Annotated in this window: 14 protein-coding genes; 10 read left to right on the forward strand and 4 right to left on the reverse strand. The window is 73.2% G+C overall.

Annotated elements, in window-relative coordinates; genetic code table 11:
• The coding region (glgB, locus tag CCN35_RS29565) for a 1,4-alpha-glucan branching enzyme (protein WP_245863244.1) at nucleotides 1-1,153 on the forward strand (1,153 nt) is incomplete at its 5' end.
• 181 nt (nucleotides 1,154-1,334) lie between these two features.
• On the opposite strand, the gene CCN35_RS17955 is transcribed toward glgB, so the two are convergent.
• Nucleotides 1,335-1,568, reverse strand: coding sequence for a DUF6480 family protein (locus tag CCN35_RS17955; RefSeq protein WP_067397325.1), 234 nt, complete (start codon nucleotides 1,566-1,568; stop codon nucleotides 1,335-1,337).
• Between the two features lie 163 nt (nucleotides 1,569-1,731).
• Here CCN35_RS17955 and CCN35_RS17960 point away from each other — a divergent pair, with 163 nt between their 5' ends.
• Nucleotides 1,732-3,639 carry an AMP-dependent synthetase/ligase gene (locus tag CCN35_RS17960; RefSeq protein ID WP_067397326.1) on the forward strand — a complete coding sequence of 636 codons (1,908 nt, stop codon included), beginning with the start codon at nucleotides 1,732-1,734 and terminating at the stop codon, nucleotides 3,637-3,639.
• Nucleotides 3,640-3,880: 241 nt separating this feature from the next.
• Nucleotides 3,881-4,315 (forward strand): ATP-binding protein, encoded by a 435-nt coding sequence (locus CCN35_RS17965; protein ID WP_086793503.1) that lies wholly within the window; start codon nucleotides 3,881-3,883, stop codon nucleotides 4,313-4,315.
• A gap of 55 nt (nucleotides 4,316-4,370) precedes the next feature.
• Here the strand turns inward: CCN35_RS17965 and CCN35_RS17970 are convergent, their stop codons facing one another.
• Nucleotides 4,371-4,742 (reverse strand): PRC-barrel domain-containing protein, encoded by a 372-nt coding sequence (locus CCN35_RS17970; protein ID WP_067397327.1) that lies wholly within the window; start codon nucleotides 4,740-4,742, stop codon nucleotides 4,371-4,373.
• 264 nt (nucleotides 4,743-5,006) lie between these two features.
• Here CCN35_RS17970 and CCN35_RS17975 point away from each other — a divergent pair, with 264 nt between their 5' ends.
• The 7 genes from CCN35_RS17975 (at nucleotide 5,007) to CCN35_RS18005 (ending at nucleotide 19,119) form a co-directional block, all read left to right on the forward strand.
• Complete coding sequence (locus CCN35_RS17975; RefSeq protein ID WP_067397328.1) at nucleotides 5,007-8,720, forward strand: HAMP domain-containing protein; 3,714 nt, start codon at nucleotides 5,007-5,009, stop codon at nucleotides 8,718-8,720.
• A gap of 97 nt (nucleotides 8,721-8,817) precedes the next feature.
• Complete coding sequence (locus CCN35_RS17980) at nucleotides 8,818-11,202, forward strand: SpoIIE family protein phosphatase (protein ID WP_067397329.1); 2,385 nt, start codon at nucleotides 8,818-8,820, stop codon at nucleotides 11,200-11,202.
• A 130-nt stretch (nucleotides 11,203-11,332) separates the two neighbouring features.
• The gene (locus CCN35_RS17985) at nucleotides 11,333-12,217 is read left to right on the forward strand and encodes an SDR family oxidoreductase (RefSeq protein ID WP_086793499.1); all 885 of its coding nucleotides are present in this window, start codon (nucleotides 11,333-11,335) and stop codon (nucleotides 12,215-12,217) included.
• A 170-nt stretch (nucleotides 12,218-12,387) separates the two neighbouring features.
• Nucleotides 12,388-12,789, forward strand: coding sequence for an STAS domain-containing protein (locus CCN35_RS17990; RefSeq protein WP_086793501.1), 402 nt, complete (start codon nucleotides 12,388-12,390; stop codon nucleotides 12,787-12,789).
• 461 nt (nucleotides 12,790-13,250) lie between these two features.
• A complete protein-coding gene (locus CCN35_RS17995; RefSeq protein WP_067397332.1) occupies nucleotides 13,251-15,041 on the forward strand; it encodes a PP2C family protein-serine/threonine phosphatase in 1,791 nt (596 codons plus the stop codon).
• 225 nt (nucleotides 15,042-15,266) lie between these two features.
• Nucleotides 15,267-16,640 carry an NAD(P)/FAD-dependent oxidoreductase gene (locus CCN35_RS18000; protein WP_067397333.1) on the forward strand — a complete coding sequence of 458 codons (1,374 nt, stop codon included), beginning with the start codon at nucleotides 15,267-15,269 and terminating at the stop codon, nucleotides 16,638-16,640.
• A gap of 289 nt (nucleotides 16,641-16,929) precedes the next feature.
• Complete coding sequence (locus CCN35_RS18005) at nucleotides 16,930-19,119, forward strand: FUSC family protein (protein ID WP_086793505.1); 2,190 nt, start codon at nucleotides 16,930-16,932, stop codon at nucleotides 19,117-19,119.
• Nucleotides 19,120-19,220: 101 nt separating this feature from the next.
• Here the strand turns inward: CCN35_RS18005 and CCN35_RS18010 are convergent, their stop codons facing one another.
• A complete protein-coding gene (locus CCN35_RS18010; protein WP_067397334.1) occupies nucleotides 19,221-19,652 on the reverse strand; it encodes a hypothetical protein in 432 nt (143 codons plus the stop codon).
• A 126-nt stretch (nucleotides 19,653-19,778) separates the two neighbouring features.
• Nucleotides 19,779-20,405 (reverse strand): sigma-70 family RNA polymerase sigma factor (locus tag CCN35_RS18015; RefSeq protein ID WP_143631617.1); only part of this gene is annotated, 627 nt, incomplete at its 5' end.

A 20,405-nucleotide genomic window follows, 5' to 3' on the forward strand; every position in this document is an offset into this window, starting at 1 on the left:
CAGGGACGACTGGGCCCTGGCCCGCTTCGACGGGGACCCGCTGTACGAGCCCGGGAACGCGCAGCGCGCCGAGCACCCCGACTGGGGGACGTACGAGTTCGACTTCGGCCGCACCGAGGTGCGCAACTTCCTCGTGGCCAACGCCGTGTACTGGTGCGAGGAGTTCCACATCGACGGTCTGCGCGTGGACGCCGTGGCCTCCATGCTCTACCTCGACTACTCGCGCGGGCCGGGCCAGTGGACGCCCAATGCGCACGGCGGGCGGGAGGACCTGGACGCGGTGGCGTTCCTGCAGGAGATGAACGCCACCGTGTACCGCCGGGTGCCGGGCGTGGTGACCATCGCCGAGGAGTCCACCGCCTGGGGCGGGGTGACCGCGCCGACCGACCACGGCGGCCTGGGCTTCGGACTGAAGTGGAACATGGGCTGGATGCACGACTCGCTCCAGTACATGAGCAAGGATCCGGTGCACCGCAAGTACCACCATCACGAGATGACGTTCTCGATGGTCTACGCCTACAGCGAGAACTACATTCTGCCGATCTCCCACGACGAGGTGGTGCACGGCAAGCGCGCACTGGTGTCGAAGATGCCCGGCGACTGGTGGCAGCGGCGCGCCAACCACCGCGCCTTCCTCGGCTACATGTGGGCCCATCCGGGCAAGCAGCTGCTGTTCATGGGCCAGGAGTTCGCCCAGGGCGGCGAGTTCTCCGAGGAGCACGGGCCCGAGTGGTGGCTGCTCGACGAGGACCACTGCGCCGCGGGCGACCACCGGGGCGTGCAGGACCTGGTGCGCGATCTGAACAGGATCTACCGGGCCACCCCGGCCCTGTGGCAGTGCGACACCCGGCCCGAGGGCTTCCGCTGGGTGGTGGTGGACGCGGCGGACGACAACGTCTACGCGTTCCTGCGCCACGACGCGGCCGGCGCCCCGCTGCTCGCGGTGTCGAACTTCTCCCCGGTCGTCCGCGAGGGCTACCGCCTGGACGTGCCCGTCGACGTCACCGCCTGGTGCGAGGTGCTCAACACCGACGCGGCCCGCTACGGCGGCAGCGGCGTCACCAATCCCGGCCCGCTCAAGCCGGAGGACGGGCACCTTCGTCTCACGCTGCCGCCGCTGGCCACGGTCTGGCTCACGCCGTACCCCGGCTGAGCGGGCCCCTCCCGGGCCGGCCGCCGGCGCTCCTCCGCCGCGAGGAGGCGGCCCGCCGCACGGGCGGAGGGCCGTGCGGCGCCCGCGGTGCCCGGGCGCGGCGCGGGTCGGACGGGCAGCCCGGGACCCCGCCCCGCGCGTGTGCGCCGCACCGGGAGCGGGGTGTCCGGGGCCGCCGGTGTCAGAGGATCAGCAGCAGGGCGTAGGCCAGGAAGAACGCGGCGACCACGACGACGAGGAGGAGGATCAGGGTGAGCGGGCCCTTGGCCCAGCCCTTGGTCGGGTTGTGCGTCTCGTAGGGGCCCGCCTCGGGCATGCTGCTCTCGGCGGGAGGGGTCTCGCCGGGCGGCACACCGCCCCCGGGCTCCAGCCCGGAGGTCCGTTCGGGGTCCGGATCGGGATTGACGTAACTCATGCCTGCCGAGTCCCCCGAACGGGACGAGCCCAACGAAGCCCAACGAAACGGTGTCGCTTCTCCGTTGCGTGGCCCCGACGCGCTGACCTGGGCTACATTCGACCCGCGTCGACAACGGTACTCATCGGCGGGGTCACCCTCCGTAAAACCCCAGGAGCAGCGCATGCCCGACTACGCCCTCGCTCCGTCCTCGGTCGCCACGCTGACCGGTGGGCTCGCCGACAGTGTCTTCGAGACCGCGGAGACACGTCCCTCTCTGCCGGTGCTCGCGCGCCGCACGGACCCCTCCTCCCCGGTGTGGGAGAAGGTCACCGCCGCGGAGCTGCGCGACGAGGTGAGCGACCTGGCCCGGGGCCTGGTCGCCGCCGGGATCTCACCGGGGCACCGTGTGGCCGTCATGGCCCGCACCCGGTACGAGTGGACGGTCCTGTCCTATGCGCTGTGGGCGGTCGGCGCGGAGGTCGTCCCGATCTATCCGACCTCCTCGCGCGACCAGGTGGAGTGGATCCTGCGGGACTCCGAGTGCGTGGCCGTCGTCGTCGAGGACGAGCAGGGGGTCATGACGGTCGGCTCGGTGTGCGCGGGGCTGCCCCGGCTGCAGCATGTGTGGCAGCTGGACGCCGGGGCGCTGGAGCAGCTGGTGGAACGGGGTTCCGTGGTTCCCCCGACCACCGTCGACTCGCTGCGCCGGATCGTGCTGCCGGACGCGACCGCCGTGATCGCCTACACCTCCGGCACCTCGGGCCACGCCAGGGGCTGTGCGCTGAGCCACCGTGCGCTGGCGAGCCCCTGCGACACGCTGCTGGCGGGCTGGGGGCACACCGCGGCGCCGCCCGGCGAGCAGCCGTCGGTGCTCGCCTTCCTGCCGTTCTCGCACGTGTACGGGCTGATGATCCAGGGCGTGTGCATACGCGGCGGCATTCTGATGGGCCACGAGCCCGAGTTCGGCGAGGAGGCGCTGGCCTCGGCGCTGCAGACGTTCCGGCCGACGTACTTCTACGCCGTGCCGTCCGTCTTCGAGAAGCTCTACAAGAACTTTCTGCGCTCCTTCCAGGAGGCGGGCCGCGACGCGCTGTTCGAGCGGGCGGCCGAGACGGCGCGGGACTTCGCCGTGGCGCAGGAGCGGCAGCGGCTGGGCCAGGGTCCGGGTCCCGGGTTCGACCTGCGGCTGCAGCACGCCCTGTACGAACGGACGGTGTACCGCAAGCTGCGGGCCGCGCTGGGCGGCAGGGTGGTCCGCGCCACCTCCGGCGGCTCCTCGCTCAACCGTGAGCTCTCCCTGTTCTTCGAGGGCATCGGCATCTATGTGCACGACGGGTACGGGCTGACGGAGACCGCCGGCGGGATCACCATGCAGCCGCTGGGCCGGGAGAAGTCCGGGACCGTCGGCAAGGCCCTGCCGGGCACCACGATCAGGATCGCGGACGACGGGGAGATCCTGGTGCAGGGTCCCTCGGTGTTCCAGGGGTACGTCAACGACGAGGCCGCGACCCGGGCCGCGCTGCGCGACGGCTGGCTGGCCACCGGCGACATCGGGCATCTGGACTCCGACGGCTATCTGACGATCACCGGGCGCAAGAAGGACGTCATCGTCACCAGCGGCGGCAAGAGCGTGGCCCCGGCCCCGCTGGAGCAGCGGCTGCGGATGCACCCGCTGATCCACCAGGCGGTGGTCGTGGGCGACAACCGGCCGTGCGTGGGGGCGCTGATCACGCTGGACCCGGACTATCTGGCGCACTGGCGTGCGGCCCGGGCCCTGCTGGGCGACACGCCGGAGCGCGAGGCGCGCGAGGAGAGCGCCCTGCGGGAGGAGATCGGACGGGCGGTCGCCGCGGCCAACAGCACCGTCTCGCGCTCGGAGTCCATCCGGGTCTTCCGGATCCTGCCGGAGCCCTTCGACGTGGCCAGCGGGCTGCTCACCCCGTCCATGAAGCTGCGCCGGGACGCCATCGTGGAGCGCTACGCGTCCGAGATCGACGCCATGTACGCGGCGCGTACGCGCACGTCGCCGCGGCTCGCGGCGAACGACCCGACGGCCGACTGGGACGACTCCGACGACGTCTTCCGCTGAGTCCTCCGAGTCCTTGTGCCGGGCTTGTGCCGGGCACGGACGGATCCTGCGCCGGGCACGGGCGAAGCGTCCCGCCGCCGAGAGGAGCGGGCACGGGCCGCGAGCGGCGCCGGGGCGTCCCTGCCGAAGGACGCGGACGCGTAGGCCCCGCACCCCGGGGAACACGACACGGGGGACGGAAGGGGGAGCGGAGGGGGAAGGAAGGAACGGCGCCCTGCTCATGCCGGGCCGGGAAGGCGAGATGGCAACCGAGCCGCGTGGGGACGACACACTGGCCACCGAGGAGATTCCGAGCCGCACCGCCTGCTTCGCGGGTGAGCTGCACCATGTGACGGGTGCGCGCCTGGCCGCGGAGGAGTTCCTCGACGAGCTCGCGCGGGCCTCGCTGCCGGCGACGCCGGAGCACTGGGACGACATCCTGCTGGTCGTCACGGAGCTCGCGGCGAACGCGGTGCAGTACGCGCCGGGTCCCTTCGTGCTGCGGATGCGCCGGACCTTCGACGGGGTGCACATCACCCTGAGCGACACCAGCACCACACCGCCGGCTCCGCGTCCGTTCCATCCCAGTCACAGCAGCGGCGGCATCGGCTGGCATCTGGTGCACACGCTGTGCGACCAGGTCAGCGTGGTCGTGCACGATCACGGCAAGGACGTGCACGCCTTTCTGCCGTGGTGACGTCGCCCCGGTGGCCTTCCGCCCCGGTGACGGCGGGACGGTGCCCCGCCCGCCGTCAGGCCGTGCTCGGCTCGCGGGGCGGAAGCCGGTGGTAGTACTCCCCCACGCGTGTCAGATACTCCCGGTTCCTGGTCTCGCTGTCGGTCCTGAAACGCGGTGCCGCCTTGATCTCGCCCCGGGAGCAGGCCACCGTCACGCGCCGCGCCTCCGGGTCGACGCCGGTCACCAGGCCCGCCGGCACCAGGACGCTCCGGCCGAACACCCACACCCCGGTGTCCACGACCAGATGCCGCATCCCGAAGGGGTCGGCCACCCTGTCCACATGGCCGACCGTGCCGTCGGCAGCGACCACGGTGAAGCCGGTCAGGTCCAGTCCCTCGACGGGACCGACCCGCGGCGGATACGACCAGATGGTGTCGTAGGTCACGCTGCTCCTCCCACTCCGTCGGCTCTCATCCAGCACCTACCCGCCTGGGACGGCCGCATTCGGGACACGGGCGGCTCCTCGCGGCAGAAGGACGAGGTCAGAGGCGCAGTGTTTTGTCCGGTGCCGTCCAAGTGAGTTAGCCTGCCCCGTATTTGCCGGCGCACGGATCCATGACATGCGCACATGCCGGCGCGCCGCACACGGGCCGACGAGGTGCACGAGTCCTCACTGCCGAGGGCTCCCTGGGAGCGGGACGAGGTACTCATGACCAGCGACAGGACCGAGGCCGTCGACACCGTGCCGGGCGACCGGGAGCTGAGGCAGCTCCTGGCGGGTCTGACGGCCGTACGGGACGGCGACTTCGGCACACGGCTGCCCGAGGACGCCGAGGGGCTCATGGGCGACATCGCGACCGTGTTCAACGGCATGGTCGACCAGCTGTCCGTGTTCACCTCGGAGGTCACCCGGGTGGCCCGCGAGGTCGGCACCGAAGGACGCCTCGGCGGCCAGGCGAAGGTGCCCGGGGTCTCCGGGAGCTGGGCCGATCTGACCGACTCGGTCAACGCCATGGCGGGCAACCTGACCACCCAGGTCCGTGACATCGCCCAGGTGGCCACGGCGGTGGCCGAGGGCGATCTGTCGCAGAAGATCGACGTCGACGCCCGCGGCGAGATCCTCGAGCTGAAGAACACCATCAACACGATGGTCGACACCCTCTCCGCCTTCGCCGACGAGGTCACCCGCGTCGCCCGCGAGGTCGGCACCGAAGGACGCCTCGGCGGCCAGGCGAAGGTCGAGGGCGTCTCGGGCATCTGGAAGGACCTCACCGACAACGTCAACTCGATGGCGAGCAACCTCACCGGCCAGGTCCGCTCCATCGCCCAGGTGACGACCGCGGTGGCCCGCGGCGACCTGTCGAAGAAGATCGACGTCGACGCCCGCGGCGAGATCCTGGCGCTGAAGACGACCATCAACACGATGGTCGACACCCTCTCCGCCTTCGCCGACGAGGTCACCCGCGTCGCCCGCGAGGTCGGCACCGAAGGACGCCTCGGCGGCCAGGCGAAGGTCGAGGGCGTCTCGGGCATCTGGAAGGACCTCACCGACAACGTCAACTCGATGGCGAGCAACCTCACCGGCCAGGTCCGCTCCATCGCCCAGGTCGCCACCGCCGTCGCCCGCGGCGACCTGTCCCGCAAGATCACGGTCGAGGCCAAGGGCGAGGTCGCCGCCCTCGCCGACGTGATCAACACGATGGTCGACACGCTCTCCGACTTCGCCGACGAGGTCACCCGGGTGGCCCGCGAGGTCGGCACCGAAGGACGCCTGGGCGGCCAGGCGCGGGTGGAGGGCGTCTCGGGCACCTGGAAGCGGCTGACGGAGAACGTCAACGAGCTGGCCGGCAACCTCACCCGCCAGGTGCGGGCGATCGCCGAGGTGGCCAGCGCCGTGGCCGAGGGCGATCTGACCCGGTCGATCACCGTGGAGGCCTCCGGCGAGGTCGCCGAGCTCAAGGACAACATCAACTCCATGGTGGAGTCCCTGCGCGAGACCACCCGGGCCAACCAGGAGCAGGACTGGCTCAAGACCAATCTGGCGCGGATCACCAGCCTGATGCAGGGCCACCGCGACCTGCCCGTCGTGGCCGAGCTGATCATGGAGGAGCTCACTCCCCTGGTGTCGGCCCAGTACGGCGCCTTCTACCTCGCCGAGGAGAGCGAGCAGGGGGCCCAGCTGCGGCTCGTCGCCTCCTACGGCCGTCCCGAGGACGACACCCGCCCCACCCGTTTCCCCTTCGGCCGCTCCCTGGTCGGCCAGGCCGCGCGCAGCCGCCGCACCATCACGGTCGACGAGCTGCCCCCGGACTACGTCACCATCTCCTCCGGCCTCGGCCGGGCCGTGCCGTCCTCGCTGATCCTGCTGCCGATCCTGTTCGAGGACCAGGTCCTCGGGGTGATCGAGCTGGCGGCGGTCACGCCCTTCAAGCCGATCCACCGGGACTTCCTGGAGCAGCTGCGGGAGGCCCTCGGGGTCAACGTCAACACGATCATGGCCAATGCCCGGACCGACGAGCTGCTGGAGGAGTCCCAGCGGCTGACGGCCGAGCTGCAGGCCCGCTCCGCCGAGCTGCAGGCCCAGCAGGAGGAGCTGCGGCGCTCCAACGCCGAACTGGAGGAGAAGGCCTCGCTGCTGGCGGCGCAGAACCGCGACATCGAGGCGAAGAACCTGCAGATCGAGCAGGCCCGGCAGGAACTCGAGGCCCGTGCCCAGCAGCTGTCGCAGGCCTCGAGGTACAAGTCGGAGTTCCTGGCGAACATGAGCCATGAGCTGCGCACCCCGCTGAACAGCCTGCTCATCCTCGCCCAGCTGCTCGCCCAGAACCCCTCGCGCAACCTCACCCCCAAGCAGGTGGAGTACGCGGGCATCATCCACTCCGCGGGCAGCGACCTGCTGCAGCTGATCAACGACATCCTCGACTTGTCGAAGGTCGAGGCGGGCAAGATGGACGTCAGCCCGGAGCGGGTGCCGCTGCGCCAGCTCATCGAGTACGTCGAGGCCACCTTCCGGCCGATGACGACCCAGAAGGGCCTGGAGTTCGCGGTGACCACGGCGGCGGGCGCGCCGGCCGACCTGATCACCGACGACTCCCGGCTGCGGCAGATCCTGCGCAATCTGCTGTCCAACGCGGTGAAGTTCACCGAGCAGGGCAGGGTCGAGCTGCGCATCGAGCCCGCGGCGGACGACGAGATACCGCAGGGGGTCGTCCGGGGCGGTGCCGTGGTGGCGTTCCGGGTGAAGGACACCGGCATCGGCATCCCGGAACAGCACCTGGAGACGATCTTCGGCGCGTTCCAGCAGGCGGACGGCACGACGAGCCGCAAGTACGGCGGGACCGGCCTCGGTCTGTCCATCACCCGGGAGATCGCCCATCTGCTCGGCGGTGCCGTCGTCGTGGACAGCGCACCCGGCCGGGGCAGCACCTTCACGCTGTTCCTGCCGGTGGCCCGACCCGACTTCGAACAGCTGATCGACGCCGGTCACTCCCCGCAGAAGGAGCCGGCCGAGCCCGTCTCCGCGGCCCCGGCCGCCCTGCCGCAGTCCGCGGGCCCGGCGGCCGGGCAGCGCCGGCGCCGGCTGCTGGTGGTGGAGGAGCGGGTGCGCGGGCTGCTGACCCTGGTCGCCGAGAGCGCGGTCACGGACCTGGCCCGGCGCGGCCCGGACGACGGCGGGCTGCCCGCGGTGGACGTCGTCACCGCCGTGGGGGCGCAGGAGGCGGCGGGCGCGCTGGCCGCCGGACCGTGCCACTGCGTGATCCTCGACATGGACATGCCTGACGGGGAGGCGGTCCGGTTCCTGCGGGCGCTCCAGGGCGACTCGGCGCTGGCGGGCGTCCCGGTGCTCGTGCACAGCGGTCACCGCCCGGACGCGGCCCGGGCCGAGGCGCTGCGGTCGTACGCGGGCGGCGGTTCCCTGGAGTTCCTGTCCGGCCTGGACGAGCTGCGCGAACGCATCGCCCTGCATCTGTCGGCGGAGGAGCCCGGGGACGTGCCGCCCCTGGTCCGGTCCGAGGCCCAGGACCTCGCGCCGCCCGTCGACGCCGCCTTCCGGGGCCGCACCGTCCTCGTCGTCGACGACGACGCGCGCAATCTGTTCGCGCTCAGCGGGATCCTGGAGATGTACGGCTTCCGGGTGCTGCACGCGGAGAACGGACGCAAGGGCATCGAGACGCTGCTCGCCCACCCCGAGGTCGCGCTGGTGCTGATGGACGTGATGATGCCGGAGATGGACGGGTACACGGCCACGGCGAAGATCCGCGAGCTGCCGCAGTACACCGGTCTGCCCATCATCGCCGTCACCGCCAAGGCGATGCCCGGGGACCGGGAGAAGGCCCTGGCCGCGGGCGCGAGCGACTACGTCACCAAGCCCGTCGACACCCACGACCTGATCGCCTGTGTCCGGCGCTGGCTGAGCACATGAGCGCGCCGGCGCCCGCCCCGCCGGCCGGAAGGCGGGTCCGGTCCCGCACGGCACGCCCACGCCCCAGCGTCGTCCAGCCGAGGAGCCCCATCGCATCGTGAGCACGACCGAGCAGCCCCGTGAGCCCGCCGCCGAGCCGCGTCCGAGGCCGCCGGCCCCGGCGGGCGTCTCCCCGGCCTCCCCCGCCGGCAGGCTGGCCGCGACGGTGGAACGGCTGCGCCGCGAGGTCCGTACGGCGCAGGCGGAGGCCGAGGGCCGGGCCCTGATCGAACTCGCCAAGGGCATCCTGGTCGAGCGTCTGGGCTGCGGCCCGGCGCAGGCCGCCCGGCAGCTCACGGAGCTGGCCGAGCAGGCCGGGGTGACCCCGCTGGAGTTCGCGGTGGAGGTCATCAACCAGGCCGCCCGCGACCGGGTGGCCGAGGTCACCGACGCCTTCCTGACCGCCGCGGCGGAGCCCTCCGGACGCGACTCGGCCGTGCGGCTGCGCACCGCGGAGAGCGGGGCGCTGGCCGCGAACGACACCCAGGCCGTCGCCGACTCCCTGCTGCAGCACGCGCTGCAGCCGCTCGGCGCGGTGGCGGTGGCGATCTGGGCGGCGGGCGCCGACGGCTCGCTCACCCTGGCCGGCAGCGCCGGCTTCTCCCCGGCCGAGGCCGCCCGCTGGCGGTATGTGCCGCCGGAGGTGGCCACCGTCGCCCGCCGGGGGCTCACCGAGCGCACGGGCCAGTGGTTCTCCTCGCTCGCCGGGACCGGTCTGCCCACCATCGGCCGGCATGTGCACCCGGACGGCGGTCGGGTGGCGGTGCCGGCCGGCACCGGGGGCCGCATCCACGGCGTCCTGGAGATCGCCTGGCCGAAGCCGCTGCCGCCGCAGCCGCCGCGGGTCGTGCGCCAGGTGGAGGCCCTGGCCGAGCTGTGCGCGCACACCCTGGACACGCACCCGCCGCACCAGGCCCCCGGCCAGGAGCCCCGGGTGCTGCCGGACGCGGCCGAGCTGATGGACCTGGCCGACGGACTGCACGACCCGGCCCTGGTGCTGGTGCCGCACCTCGACGGCTCGGGGCAGCTGGTGGACTTCCGCATCCAGCACGTCAACAGCCGTTTCCTCGACCCGGCCGGCCGTCCGCGCGCGGTGATCAACGGCGCGCTGCTGCTGGAGGCCTACCCGATGTCCGCCGGGAGGAGCGAGCTGTTCCAGCAGGTGGAGCGGGTGTACGCCACCGGTGAGCCGTTCCGGGCGCACCGCATGCAGCTGACCGCGCTGGTGGACCAGGTGTCGCTGTCGGCGGTCGCGGACATCAGCATCAGCCGGCACGGCAACAGCGTGCTGCTGATCTGGCGCATCGAGGACGAGACGGCCCGGCTGGCCAGCCTGCTCCAGCACGCGCAGCGGCTGGGCCGGATCGGCGGGTTCGAGGAGAACCTGCTGACGGGCGAGATCACCTGGAACGACGAGCTGTACCACCTCTACGGCCGCGCCCCGGTGCCCCTGGAGGAGCTGCCGGCGCACGCGCACCCGGACGACGCCGTGACCATCGGCCGGTTCCTGCGCACCCTGCTGCACCACCGCCGGCCGGCCTCGGCCGCCTTCCGGCTGCAGCGGCCCGACGGGGTGACCCGGCACATCCGGGTGGTCGCCGAGCCGGTGCTGGACACCGACGGCCGTCCGTTCGTCGTCCGCGGGGCCTACCAGGACATCTCCGCCCAGCACTGGACGGAGGTGGCGCTCGCCGCCACCCGCGACCGGCTGGCCCACACCGAGCAGCAGGCCACCGAACGCAGCCGGCTGGCCCTGCAGCTGCAGCGCGCCATCATGCCGCCGGCCCAGGCGCCGCTGCGGGTGCCGGGCCTGGAGGTGGCCGTGCGCTACCGGCCGGCGGAGACCGAGCACCTGGTGGGCGGCGACTGGTACGACGCCGTGGTGCTGCCCTCGGGACTGGTGCTGCTGAGCGTGGGCGACGTGGCCGGTCACGGCATCGAGGCCGCGACCAGCATGGTGGTGCTGCGCAACGCGCTGCGGGGGCTCGCCGTGACCGGGGCCGGGCCGGGCCAGCTGCTGTCGTGGCTGAACATCGTGGCGCACCATCTGACCGGTGCCGTCACCGCGACCGCGGTCTGCGCGCTGTACGACCCCCGCCGGCGCACGCTGCGCTGGGCGCGGGCGGGCCATCTGCCGCCCGTGACGGTCCGCGGCCGCGAGGCGGCGGCGCTGCCGCTGATCAAGGGCATGCTGCTGGGAGCCGCGCCGGAGGCCGACTACGAGGAGGCCGAGGTGCAGTTCGCGCCGGGGGACACGCTGCTGATGTACACCGACGGCCTGATCGAGCGCCGGGGCCGCCCCGTGGAGGAGTCGCTGGCCCACCTGCTCGCCGCGGCCGGCGGCGCGCCCCGGAGCCTCGACCAGCAGCTGGATCTCCTGCTGACCTACAGCAGGTCGGACACGGACGACGACACCTGCATCGTGGGCATACGGGTCGGATAGCCCCGCCGGATGCGGTGCGCCGTGTGTGCGCCGTGCCTGCCGGGGCACTTGGAGGCGGCGGCACACGTCCCGCACGCCCGTCGCCCGCGGGCGCGTACCCCACGGGGCGCGTGCCCCACGGAGGTGCACCATGGCCGACGACCGCCCGCAGGACCCGACGACCCGGCATCCGCGGCCCGAGTTCCCGCAGCAGGAGCAGGAGCACCCCGGCTGGACCGGTCCGATGGACCCGCCGCCGGACCACGGGGAGGAGTCGTACCGGGGCAGCGGTCTGCTCACCGACCGCAAGACCCTGCTGACCGGTGGCGACTCGGGCATCGGCCGGGCCGTGGCGATCGCCTTCGCCCGTGAGGGCGCCGACGTGGTCCTCACCCATCTGCCGGAGGAGGAGAACGAGGCCCGGGAGACCGTCCGGCTGGTCGAGGAGGCCGGGCGCACGGCGGTGCCGGTCGTCTGCGACATCCGTGAGGAGCGGCAGTGCCGGGAGCTGGTGGACCGCACGGTCGCGGAGTTCGGCCGCATCGATGTGCTGGTCAACAACGCGGCGTACCAGATGTCCCAGCCGGACGGCATCGGCGCCGTCTCCACCGAGCAGTTCGACCGGGTGGTGCGCACCAACCTGTACGGCATGTTCTGGCTGTGCAGGATGGCACTGCCGCACATGGGCCCCGGGGCCTCGATCATCAACACCACGTCCGTGCAGGCGTACAAGCCGAGTCCGCACCTGCTGGACTACGCCATGACCAAGGGCGGGATCGTCACGTTCACCCAGGGACTGGCGCGGATGGTGGCGCCGGACGGGATCCGCGTCAACGCCGTCGCCCCGGGGCTGGTGTGGACACCGCTGATCCCCGCGACGATGCCGGACACCAAGGAGTTCGGCAGGCAGGCGCCGCTCGGACGGCCCGCCCAGCCGGCCGAGATGGCCCCGGCGTACGTCTTCCTCGCCTCGCAGCGGGCGGGCTTCATCACGGCCGAGGTGCTCAACGCCACCGGGGGCACGCCGCTGCCGTAGGGACGCCGCCGGTTCCCGCGGGCGCGCATGGGCCCCGGCACCGGGGGTAGGGGCAAGGCGCAGGGCGGTCATCACCGGTGGCGGCAGAGGGTCCGATCACGGAACCGGTGCGCTTCTCAGTCGCCGACGGGGGTAACCGGCACCCGTCGTCGGCTCTCGTTGGAGGTACCGTGCCCATTGCCCAGGACCCGCTGTCCGTCGAGGTCACCCTGCCCCGCAAGGACGTCGTCCTGCTCACGGTCGAGGGGTATCTGGACGTCGACACCGCGACCGAGCTGCAGGCCCATCTGGCCAACCAGCTCCATCACGGCAGGCGGCACTTCCTGCTCGACCTCTCCCGTGTCCCCTTCATGGACTCCTCCGGCATGAACATCATCCTGCGCGTGTACCAGGAGGTCCGTGACCGGCCGGGCAGCGTGCACATCATCGACCCCGCCCCGGCCGTGCGCCGCATCCTCGACCTCACCGGCGTCAGCATCACGGTCCCGGTCTCCAGGACCGCCGACGACGCCCTCGCCCTGGTGGACCGGCAGCCGGGGGAGAGTCCGGGGGCGGACGAGGAGCGGGGCTGAACCGGGCAGCAGGCATCGAGCCGCCGGGCGGGCACGGGCACCGGCCCGGCACACCGCCGCAGGAAAGCCGTGCGGGCACGGCGGCATGGAACCCCACCGTACGGCCCCCGTGGCCCCGGAGCGGGTGCCGCGGACGGGCCGGCCGAGGGGACGGCGACACCGTGCGCACATGCGTGACCGCCGGGCGTGCGCCGGGTGACCGCGCCCCGGCGGCCACCGCCCGGAAGCACCGCTTCGTCATTTCCCCGCCCGGACCCTCCTGTACCGTGGCAGGGGCGGGCGGTCCGGCGCCGGGCCGACAGGGCCGCCCTGCGGACCGTGTCCGTCGTCCTCCGGGACAAGGACCGGAAGAAGGCGAGGACAGACCGGGTCGCGACCGTTCCGGACACCGGCAGTTCCGTTCCCCCGGTACGAGACGGCACTGCCGTGACCGTTCCGGCCCCCACCCCGGCGGGGTACCCATGATGCGCACGTGGCAGATCAGCACCGTCACCGACGCGGCACGAGCCCGTGTCGCCGTCGCCCATCTGGCCGCCGCCTGCGGGGTGACCGCACCCGGCCTCACCCGGCTGACCTCGGACCTCGGCGCCCGGCTGCGGCAGTGCCTGACCAGGAGCGGCACCTGGCAGCTCACCTTCCAGGTCCCGGCGTCCGACGCCGACGAGAAGCTCCTGCACCTGACGCTGTCCCCGAACCGGGAGGCGAGCGCCGCCGGGGAGCCGCCCTGGCACACCTCCGTCGCCTGCTCCGGCGCCGGACAGCTGCCGGACGCCGAGCCGGCGGACGGCGCCCCGGACGATCCGGACGATCCGGCCGTCCTGGCCGAGGCGCTGCTGGACGCCGACGAGGAGACCGCGCTGGCCCTGGAGAGACTCGCCGGGCAGGAGAGACTGGTCGCCTTCCACCAGGAGAGGCTGCGCCAGACCAACCAGGGCGTCATCGCGCTGCACACCGAGCTGGACGCGGCCGGGCGGGCGCAGCACGAGGCGTTCACCGCCGAGCGCAAGGCACGGACCGAGGCGGAGGACGCCCGGCGCCGGCTGACGTTCCTGGCGGACGCCAGTGCCTCGCTGACCTCCTCGCTGAACTACGAGGAGATCGTGCGCCGGCTGCCGGAGCTGCTGATACCCCGGTACGCCGAGAGCGTCGACATATGGCTGTTCGACCAGGAGGACGACCGGCGCAGGTCCGCCCCGCGGCCGGCCGCCGCCGTGCTCGCGGCCCGTACCGAGCGCCCGCAGTACGCCGCCGACCACCCCGGCGGTCTGCCGGGGGTCGACGACCAGCCGCCGTCCGCGCTGAGCCCGAGGCGGCCGCTGCTGTGCATCCCCCTGCTCGCCCGGCGGGCCTCGCTGGGCGTGCTGACGCTGTCGCCGCCCGGGGAGCGCTGGGCCCCGGACGACGCCGTGATGCTGATCGAGCTGACCCGCCGGGCCGGCATCGCCCTCTACCACGCGCGCCGCTTCGAGCACAACCGCGACATCGCCGAGACGCTGCAGCGTGCCCTGCTCACCGACCTGCCCACCATGCCGGGCCTGGCCCTGGCCGCGCGGTATCTGCCGGCCACGCACGGACTGAACATCGGCGGGGACTGGTACGACGCCTTCCGGCAGGCCGACGGCAGCCTGATCACCGTCGTCGGCGACGTCACCGGGCACGGACTGCACGCGGCCGTGATGATGAGCCAGCTGCGCACCGCGCTGCGCGCCTACGCGGCCGACGGCGGCAGCCCCGGCCGGCTGCTGACCCGGCTGCACGCGTTCCTGCACCATCTGCAGCCCGACCTGTACGCCACCGCGGTCATCGCCCGCTTCCGCCCCGGCGACCCCACGCTCACCTGGGCCGTGGCGGGCCATCCGCCGCCCGTGCTGCGTCTGCCGGACGGCCGGGTGCAGGTCCTGGACGCCAGGCCCGGCGCCATGCTCGGCATCCCGCTGCACCAGGAGATCGACGACCACACCGTCCGCCTGCCCCCCGGGTCGACGCTGGTGCTCTACACCGACGGTCTGGTGGAGCGGCGGACGCAGGGCCTGGACCCGGGCATCGTCCGGCTCTCGGCGGCGCTGGGGGCCTTCGGCTCCGCGGAGCTGGAGGCCGATCTGGAGGGCTCGGCCGACCGCATCCTGGCCCCCCTGCTGAGCGACTCCGAACGCGACGACGACGTCTGCCTCCTGCTGTCGCACATCACCGCCACGACGGGGCTGCCCTCCGTACGGCCCCCGTCCGAGGCCACGTCCCTCCCGCATCCCTGATCCGCCGTCCCGGGCGCACCCCTTCCGCACCCCGGTCCGCCCCGGGCCGCCGGTCCTCCGGAACGGGCCCGGGCACCCGTGCGCGCGATACCGCGTCCGATCCCGGGAACCCGTGAGGGACGACCGTGCCGGACGGCGACCGGCGGCCCGCCGGGACCGAAGGTGCGAAGCGGCGATCCGGGGCAGTCGCACGGGATCGGACGGGCCGCCCGGGCCGCAGAAGGGATGAACACCGTGACACGACCCAGGATCCTGGTGGTCGGCGCAGGCTTCGCCGGTGTGGAGTGCGTCCGCCGTCTGGAGCGCAGGCTCTCCCCCGGCGAGGCCGACATCACCCTGGTGACGCCGGTCTCCTACCAGCTCTACTTGCCGCTGCTGCCCCAGGTCGCCTCGGGGGTGCTGACACCCCAGTCGATCGCCCTCTCCCTGCGGCGCAGCACGAAGTACCGCACCCGGATCATCCCGGGCGGGGCCATCGGCGTGGACCTGAGGGCCAAGGTGTGCGTCATCCGCACCATCACCGACCGCGTCGTCGACGAGCCGTACGACTACATCGTGCTGGCCCCCGGCAGCGTCACCCGGACGTTCGACATCCCGGGCCTGGTCGACCACGCCTTCGGGCTGAAGACGCTCGCCGAGGCCGCGTACATCCGCGACCACGTCATCTCCCAGCTGGACCTGGCCGACGCCAGCGACGATCCGGCGGAGCGCGCCGCACGGCTGCAGTTCGTGGTGGTCGGCGGCGGGTACGCCGGCACCGAGACCGCCGCCTGTCTGCAGCGTCTGACGCACGCCGCCGTCCAGCGCTATCCCCGGCTGGACCAGTCGCTGATCAAGTGGCACCTGATCGACATCGCGCCCAAGCTGATGCCGGAACTGGGCGACAAGCTGGGCCGCAGCGCCCAGGAGTACCTGCGCCGCCGGGGCGTCGAGATCTCCCTGGGGGTGTCCGTCTCCCGGGCCGGACCGGAGCAGGTCGTCCTCACCGACGGCCGGGTGGTGCCCACCCACACCCTGATCTGGACCGCGGGCGTGGTGGCGAGCCCGCTGATCGCCACTCTCGGCGCGGACACGGTCAAGGGACGCCTCGCGGTGACCGCCGAGATGACGCTGCCCGGCTACGACGGGGTGTTCGCGCTCGGCGACTCCGCGGCCGTGCCGGACCTGGACAAGGGCGACGGAGCCGTCTGTCCGCCGACCGCGCAGCACGCCACACGGCAGGGCAGGCAGGCCGCCGACAACCTCATCGCGGCCCTGCGGGGCCGGCCCATGCGGCCGTACCGGCACAGGGACCTGGGCCTGGTCGTCGACCTGGGCGGCAAGGACGCGGTCGCCAGGCCCCTGGGTCTGGAACTGCACGGGCTGCCCGCCCAGGTGGTGACCCGCGGCTATCACCTGGCGGCGATGCGCACGAACGTCGCCAAGACCAGGGTCGCGACGAACTGGCTGCTCAACGCGGTCGCCGGCGACGACTTCGTCCGCACCGGATTCCAGTCCCGCAGGCCCGCGACGCTGAAGGACTCCGAGTACGTCCACGCGTACCTGACGCCCGAGCAGGTGCGGGAGTACGTCGCGCGGGAGCACTCCGGGCGGCCCTGAGCCCCTCCGCCCGCCGGGGCCGGGGTGCCTCGGGCCCGCGTGTGGGCGGTTCCGCGGACCGGCGGGGCCCGCCCCGGCACCGGCTGCCGGGGCCGTGCGGGCCCCGCCTGCGGGGACGGCCGGGCATGAGACGGAGCGGTCCGGCCCCAACTCGCCCCGCCGGGCGGGCGGACCACGAGGTGGAACGGGAGTGTGCGGCGGCGTGGGAACAGCGAGGACGCCGGTCTGGACATGGCTGCGGGACCGTCTCGCGGCGTTCGACCCCGGGCTGCTGAGGCTGGCCGCGGGGATGCGGACGTCGGGGTCGATCGCGCTGACGCTGGCCGTGCTCAGCACGCTGGACCTGCCCGTGCGGCATCTGGTGGCCGGGGCGCTCGCCGCGATGGTGGCCGCCTTCGCGATCCGCGAGAAGCAGCGCCGCCGGCAGGCCGTCACGCTCGCCCTCGGTCTTCCGGTGGCGCTGGTGTCCCTGTCGCTCGGCGCGCTGCTCCACTCCCGCGTCGTGGCCGGGGACCTCTTCTTCCTCGCCCTGATCTTCTGCGCCGTCTACAGCCGCCGGTTCGGCGACCGGGGCAACGCGCTGGGGCTGATCGGCTTCCAGACCTACTTCATGTCGCTGTTCATCGGCGCCACGGTGCCGGCGCTGCCCGGGCTGTGCGGTGTCGTCGTGATCGCGTTCCTGTGCAGCGCGCTGGTGCGGTTCGTGATCGTGTACGAGACGCCGGCGGGCATTCTGCAGCGGCTGCGCGAGGCGTTCCGGGTGCGTCTGGCCCAGCTGGTGGAGGCCCAGCTGGAGCTGCTGGACGCCGGTCCGGACGAGGTGGGCAAGGCCCTGGAGGCGGTGCGCGAGGGCACGGCCCGGCTGCACGAGACGGCCATGATGATCCAGTCCCGGCTCCAGGAGGGCACCTCCGACGAGGCCGTGGCCCAGCTGGTGCAGCGGCGGATCGCGGACGCCGAGATCGCCGCCGAGCGGCTGGGGCTGCTCCTGCTGAACGCCCGCAGCGCCGAGAGGGCGAGCACGCTCACCCTCCATCTGCCCGGCGCGACCGTCCCCGCGAGCGACCGGCTGCCGGTGCGGGGCGACACGGCCGAGACGCTGCGCCGCGACCTGCGCGCGCTGACGCTGCTCGTTCTGCGGCCCGTCGGGGAGGGCGGCGGGACCGCCCTGGCCCAGATCCGCAACCGGCTCCTGGGCTACCGCGAGGAGGAAAACCTGCCGTCCGCCCCGCCCGCCGTGCGGGACGTCTTCCGCGGCATCGGCGAGACCGCCCGCGCGGTGCTGGGTCTGAGGATCGCGCTGGACGACCCGCAGGACGAGTCCGACGACACGCCCGCGACGGCCCGTTCCCGCGAGGAGCTGGCCGCCGAGAACGCCGCCATCGAGGGCGCCGCGGAGGCCGAACAGGAGGAGCAGGCCCCCACCGGGCTGGAGCGTCCCACCACGCGTGCGGCCGTGCAGGTCTCGGTGGGGTCGGCGCTGGCCATCGTCGGCGGCGAGTTCCTCTCCAGCCACCGCTGGTACTGGGCGGTGCTGACCTGCTGGATCGTCTTCGTCAACACCTCCTCCACGGGCGAGATCCTGGTCAAGGGCTACCGCCGTCTGCTGGGCACCGTGCTCGGTGTGGGGGCCGGGATCGTGCTGGTGGGGCTGATCGGAGCGGCCACCTGGCCGGCGCTGGGCCTGGTGCTGGTGTTCGTCTTCCTGATGTTCTACACGGCCTCGCTGTCGCACACGCTGATGTCCTTCTTCGTCACCGCGGCCCTGGGGCTGCTGTACTCGCTGCTGCACGCGTACAGCCCGGAGGTGCTGCTGCTGCGGGTGGAGGAGACGGCGCTCGGCGTGGCCAGCGGGATCGTCGCGGCGATGCTGGTGCTGCCGGTGCGCACCGGCCACCGCACCGACGAGCTGCTCGTCACGGTGCTGGAGCGGCTGGCCGACGCCACCGACGCCGCCGTCGAACAGCTCAGCGGCGGACCGCAGGCCGATCTGCTCGACCGGGCGCGCGCCCTGGACAAGGCGCTCGGCGACCTGCGGGGGGCCACCCAGCCGCTGACGCATCCGATCACACCGATGCGGACACGGCGCAGCACCGTCCAGTACGTCATGGCGCTGCTGGAGACCTGCGCCTATCACACCAGGTCGCTGGCGGCGACGGCCGAGCTGCTGCCCGCCCATCCGTCGATCGCCGGGGATCCCCGGCTGCGCCGGGCCTGCGGCCGGATCACCCGCAACATCGCGGCGATCATCGCCCGTCTGAAGGACGAGCACGCCACCGCCCGGATCGAACGGGGCCCGAGCATCGCCTCCCTGCTGGACACGGAGGGGTTGCCGGACGCTTTCCGGTACGACCGGGTCACCGACCGGGTGCTGCGGCATCTGCAGCGGCTGGACGAGGCGGTGGTGGGCCTGGCCCGTCCCCTGGGCGTTCCGGTGCCGGACCCCGTCCCGGAGCCCGCTTCGGAGCCCACGCGGTGACATGTGCCCGGCCGTGCGGCCGGGAGGGCGGGGGCCGGCCCGCGCCGGACACGGGACGGGCCCCGCCGGGCGCGGGACGGGCGGGCCGTGCGGCGGTGCGGTCAGAAGTCGGCCGGCATGCCGCTGGCCTCGGCGATCCCGCGCAGTTCCTCGGTCTCCCGGTGGCGGTCGCGGATGTAGTCGGCGATCTCGGTGAGACGTGCCGGGTCGGCGGCGGACGCGGCGTCGGTGACCACCCGGACCGGCCCGGTCTCCTCGATGTCGAGGACGACCAGTTCGTTGTCCAGCCGGCCGGTGACCGCGGTGGCGATGACCAGGGCGGCCTCGTCGCGTATCTCCTGGGGAAGGCCCTGCGCCCGGGCGCTTTCCAGCGGGAGGTCCGCGGAGGGCATGCCCTGCTCCTCGATCGTCCGCAGAACGGGGGTGACGACGTCCAGCAGCCGCTCGTAGTCCTCCTCGGGCATCCGGACGCGCAGGAGGGCGAGATAGACCTCCACGGCCCTGCCGTCGGGCGGAAGTTCGTCTTCGTTCATCCGCCCCGTGTTCCCCGCACGGGCGGGCTCAGACGCACGACGCCCGATTCCGTACGGCGCGTACGACGGACCGGCCCTCCCGCGTCCGGGGCACGGACGGGCGGCCCGGGCCGCCGGCGCCCTGTGTCACTCCTCTGGCCGCCGGACGGGCTGCGGCCGCGGTCCGCCTCCGCGGCGGGCGGCCCGCTCGGCCAGCACCTCGTCGCGCACCCGGGCGCAGCTGCGGCTGATGAGCCGGGAGACGTGCATCTGGGAGATGCCGAGCCGGTCCGCGATGCGGCTCTGGGTCATGTCCTCGAAGAACCGCATGTAGAGAATGGCACGCTCGCGCTCGGGCAGCCTGCGCAGTCCCTCCTTGGCGGACTCCCGGTCGATCACGACGTCGTACGAGGCGTCCGAGGCGCCGAGCGTGTCCGCGAGGCTGTACCCCTCGCTGCCGGAGGACATCTCGGCGTCCAGGGACAGGGTGCTGAAGCTGTCCAGGGCCTCCAGTCCGATGGCGACCTCGTTCTCGGTCAGCCCGGTGTGCGCGGCGACGGCGGAGACCGGGGGCTCGGGGCTGCCGGGGTTCTGGGTGAGCTCACGGCGCGCCACGCGCACCTTGTTGCGCAGTTCCTGCACCCGGCGCGGCACGCGAAGCGCCCACATCCGGTCCCGGAAGTGCCGCTTGACCTCACCGGTGATGGTCGGCACGGCATAGCTCTCGAAGGCCCCGCGGTCCGGGTCGAACCGGTCGACGGCCTTGACCAGGCC

The sequence above is a fragment of the Streptomyces thermovulgaris genome (assembly GCF_002155915.1).
Classification (GTDB): Bacteria; Actinomycetota; Actinomycetes; order Streptomycetales; family Streptomycetaceae; genus Streptomyces; species Streptomyces thermovulgaris.

What these genes read in the sequence shown, in the direction of transcription:
- CCN35_RS17955 (WP_067397325.1), bottom strand. Translation starts at nt 1,568, where the DNA reads ATGAGTTACGTCAATCCCGATCCGGACCCCGAACGGACCTCCGGGCTG.
- CCN35_RS17960 (WP_067397326.1), top strand. Translation starts at nt 1,732, where the DNA reads ATGCCCGACTACGCCCTCGCTCCGTCCTCGGTCGCCACGCTGACCGGT.
- CCN35_RS17965 (WP_086793503.1), top strand. Translation starts at nt 3,881, where the DNA reads ATGGCAACCGAGCCGCGTGGGGACGACACACTGGCCACCGAGGAGATT.
- CCN35_RS17975 (WP_067397328.1), top strand. Translation starts at nt 5,007, where the DNA reads ATGACCAGCGACAGGACCGAGGCCGTCGACACCGTGCCGGGCGACCGG.
- CCN35_RS17985 (WP_086793499.1), top strand. Translation starts at nt 11,333, where the DNA reads ATGGCCGACGACCGCCCGCAGGACCCGACGACCCGGCATCCGCGGCCC.
- CCN35_RS17995 (WP_067397332.1), top strand. Translation starts at nt 13,251, where the DNA reads ATGATGCGCACGTGGCAGATCAGCACCGTCACCGACGCGGCACGAGCC.
- CCN35_RS18000 (WP_067397333.1), top strand. Translation starts at nt 15,267, where the DNA reads ATGAACACCGTGACACGACCCAGGATCCTGGTGGTCGGCGCAGGCTTC.
- CCN35_RS18005 (WP_086793505.1), top strand. Translation starts at nt 16,930, where the DNA reads ATGCGGACGTCGGGGTCGATCGCGCTGACGCTGGCCGTGCTCAGCACG.
- CCN35_RS18010 (WP_067397334.1), bottom strand. Translation starts at nt 19,652, where the DNA reads ATGAACGAAGACGAACTTCCGCCCGACGGCAGGGCCGTGGAGGTCTAT.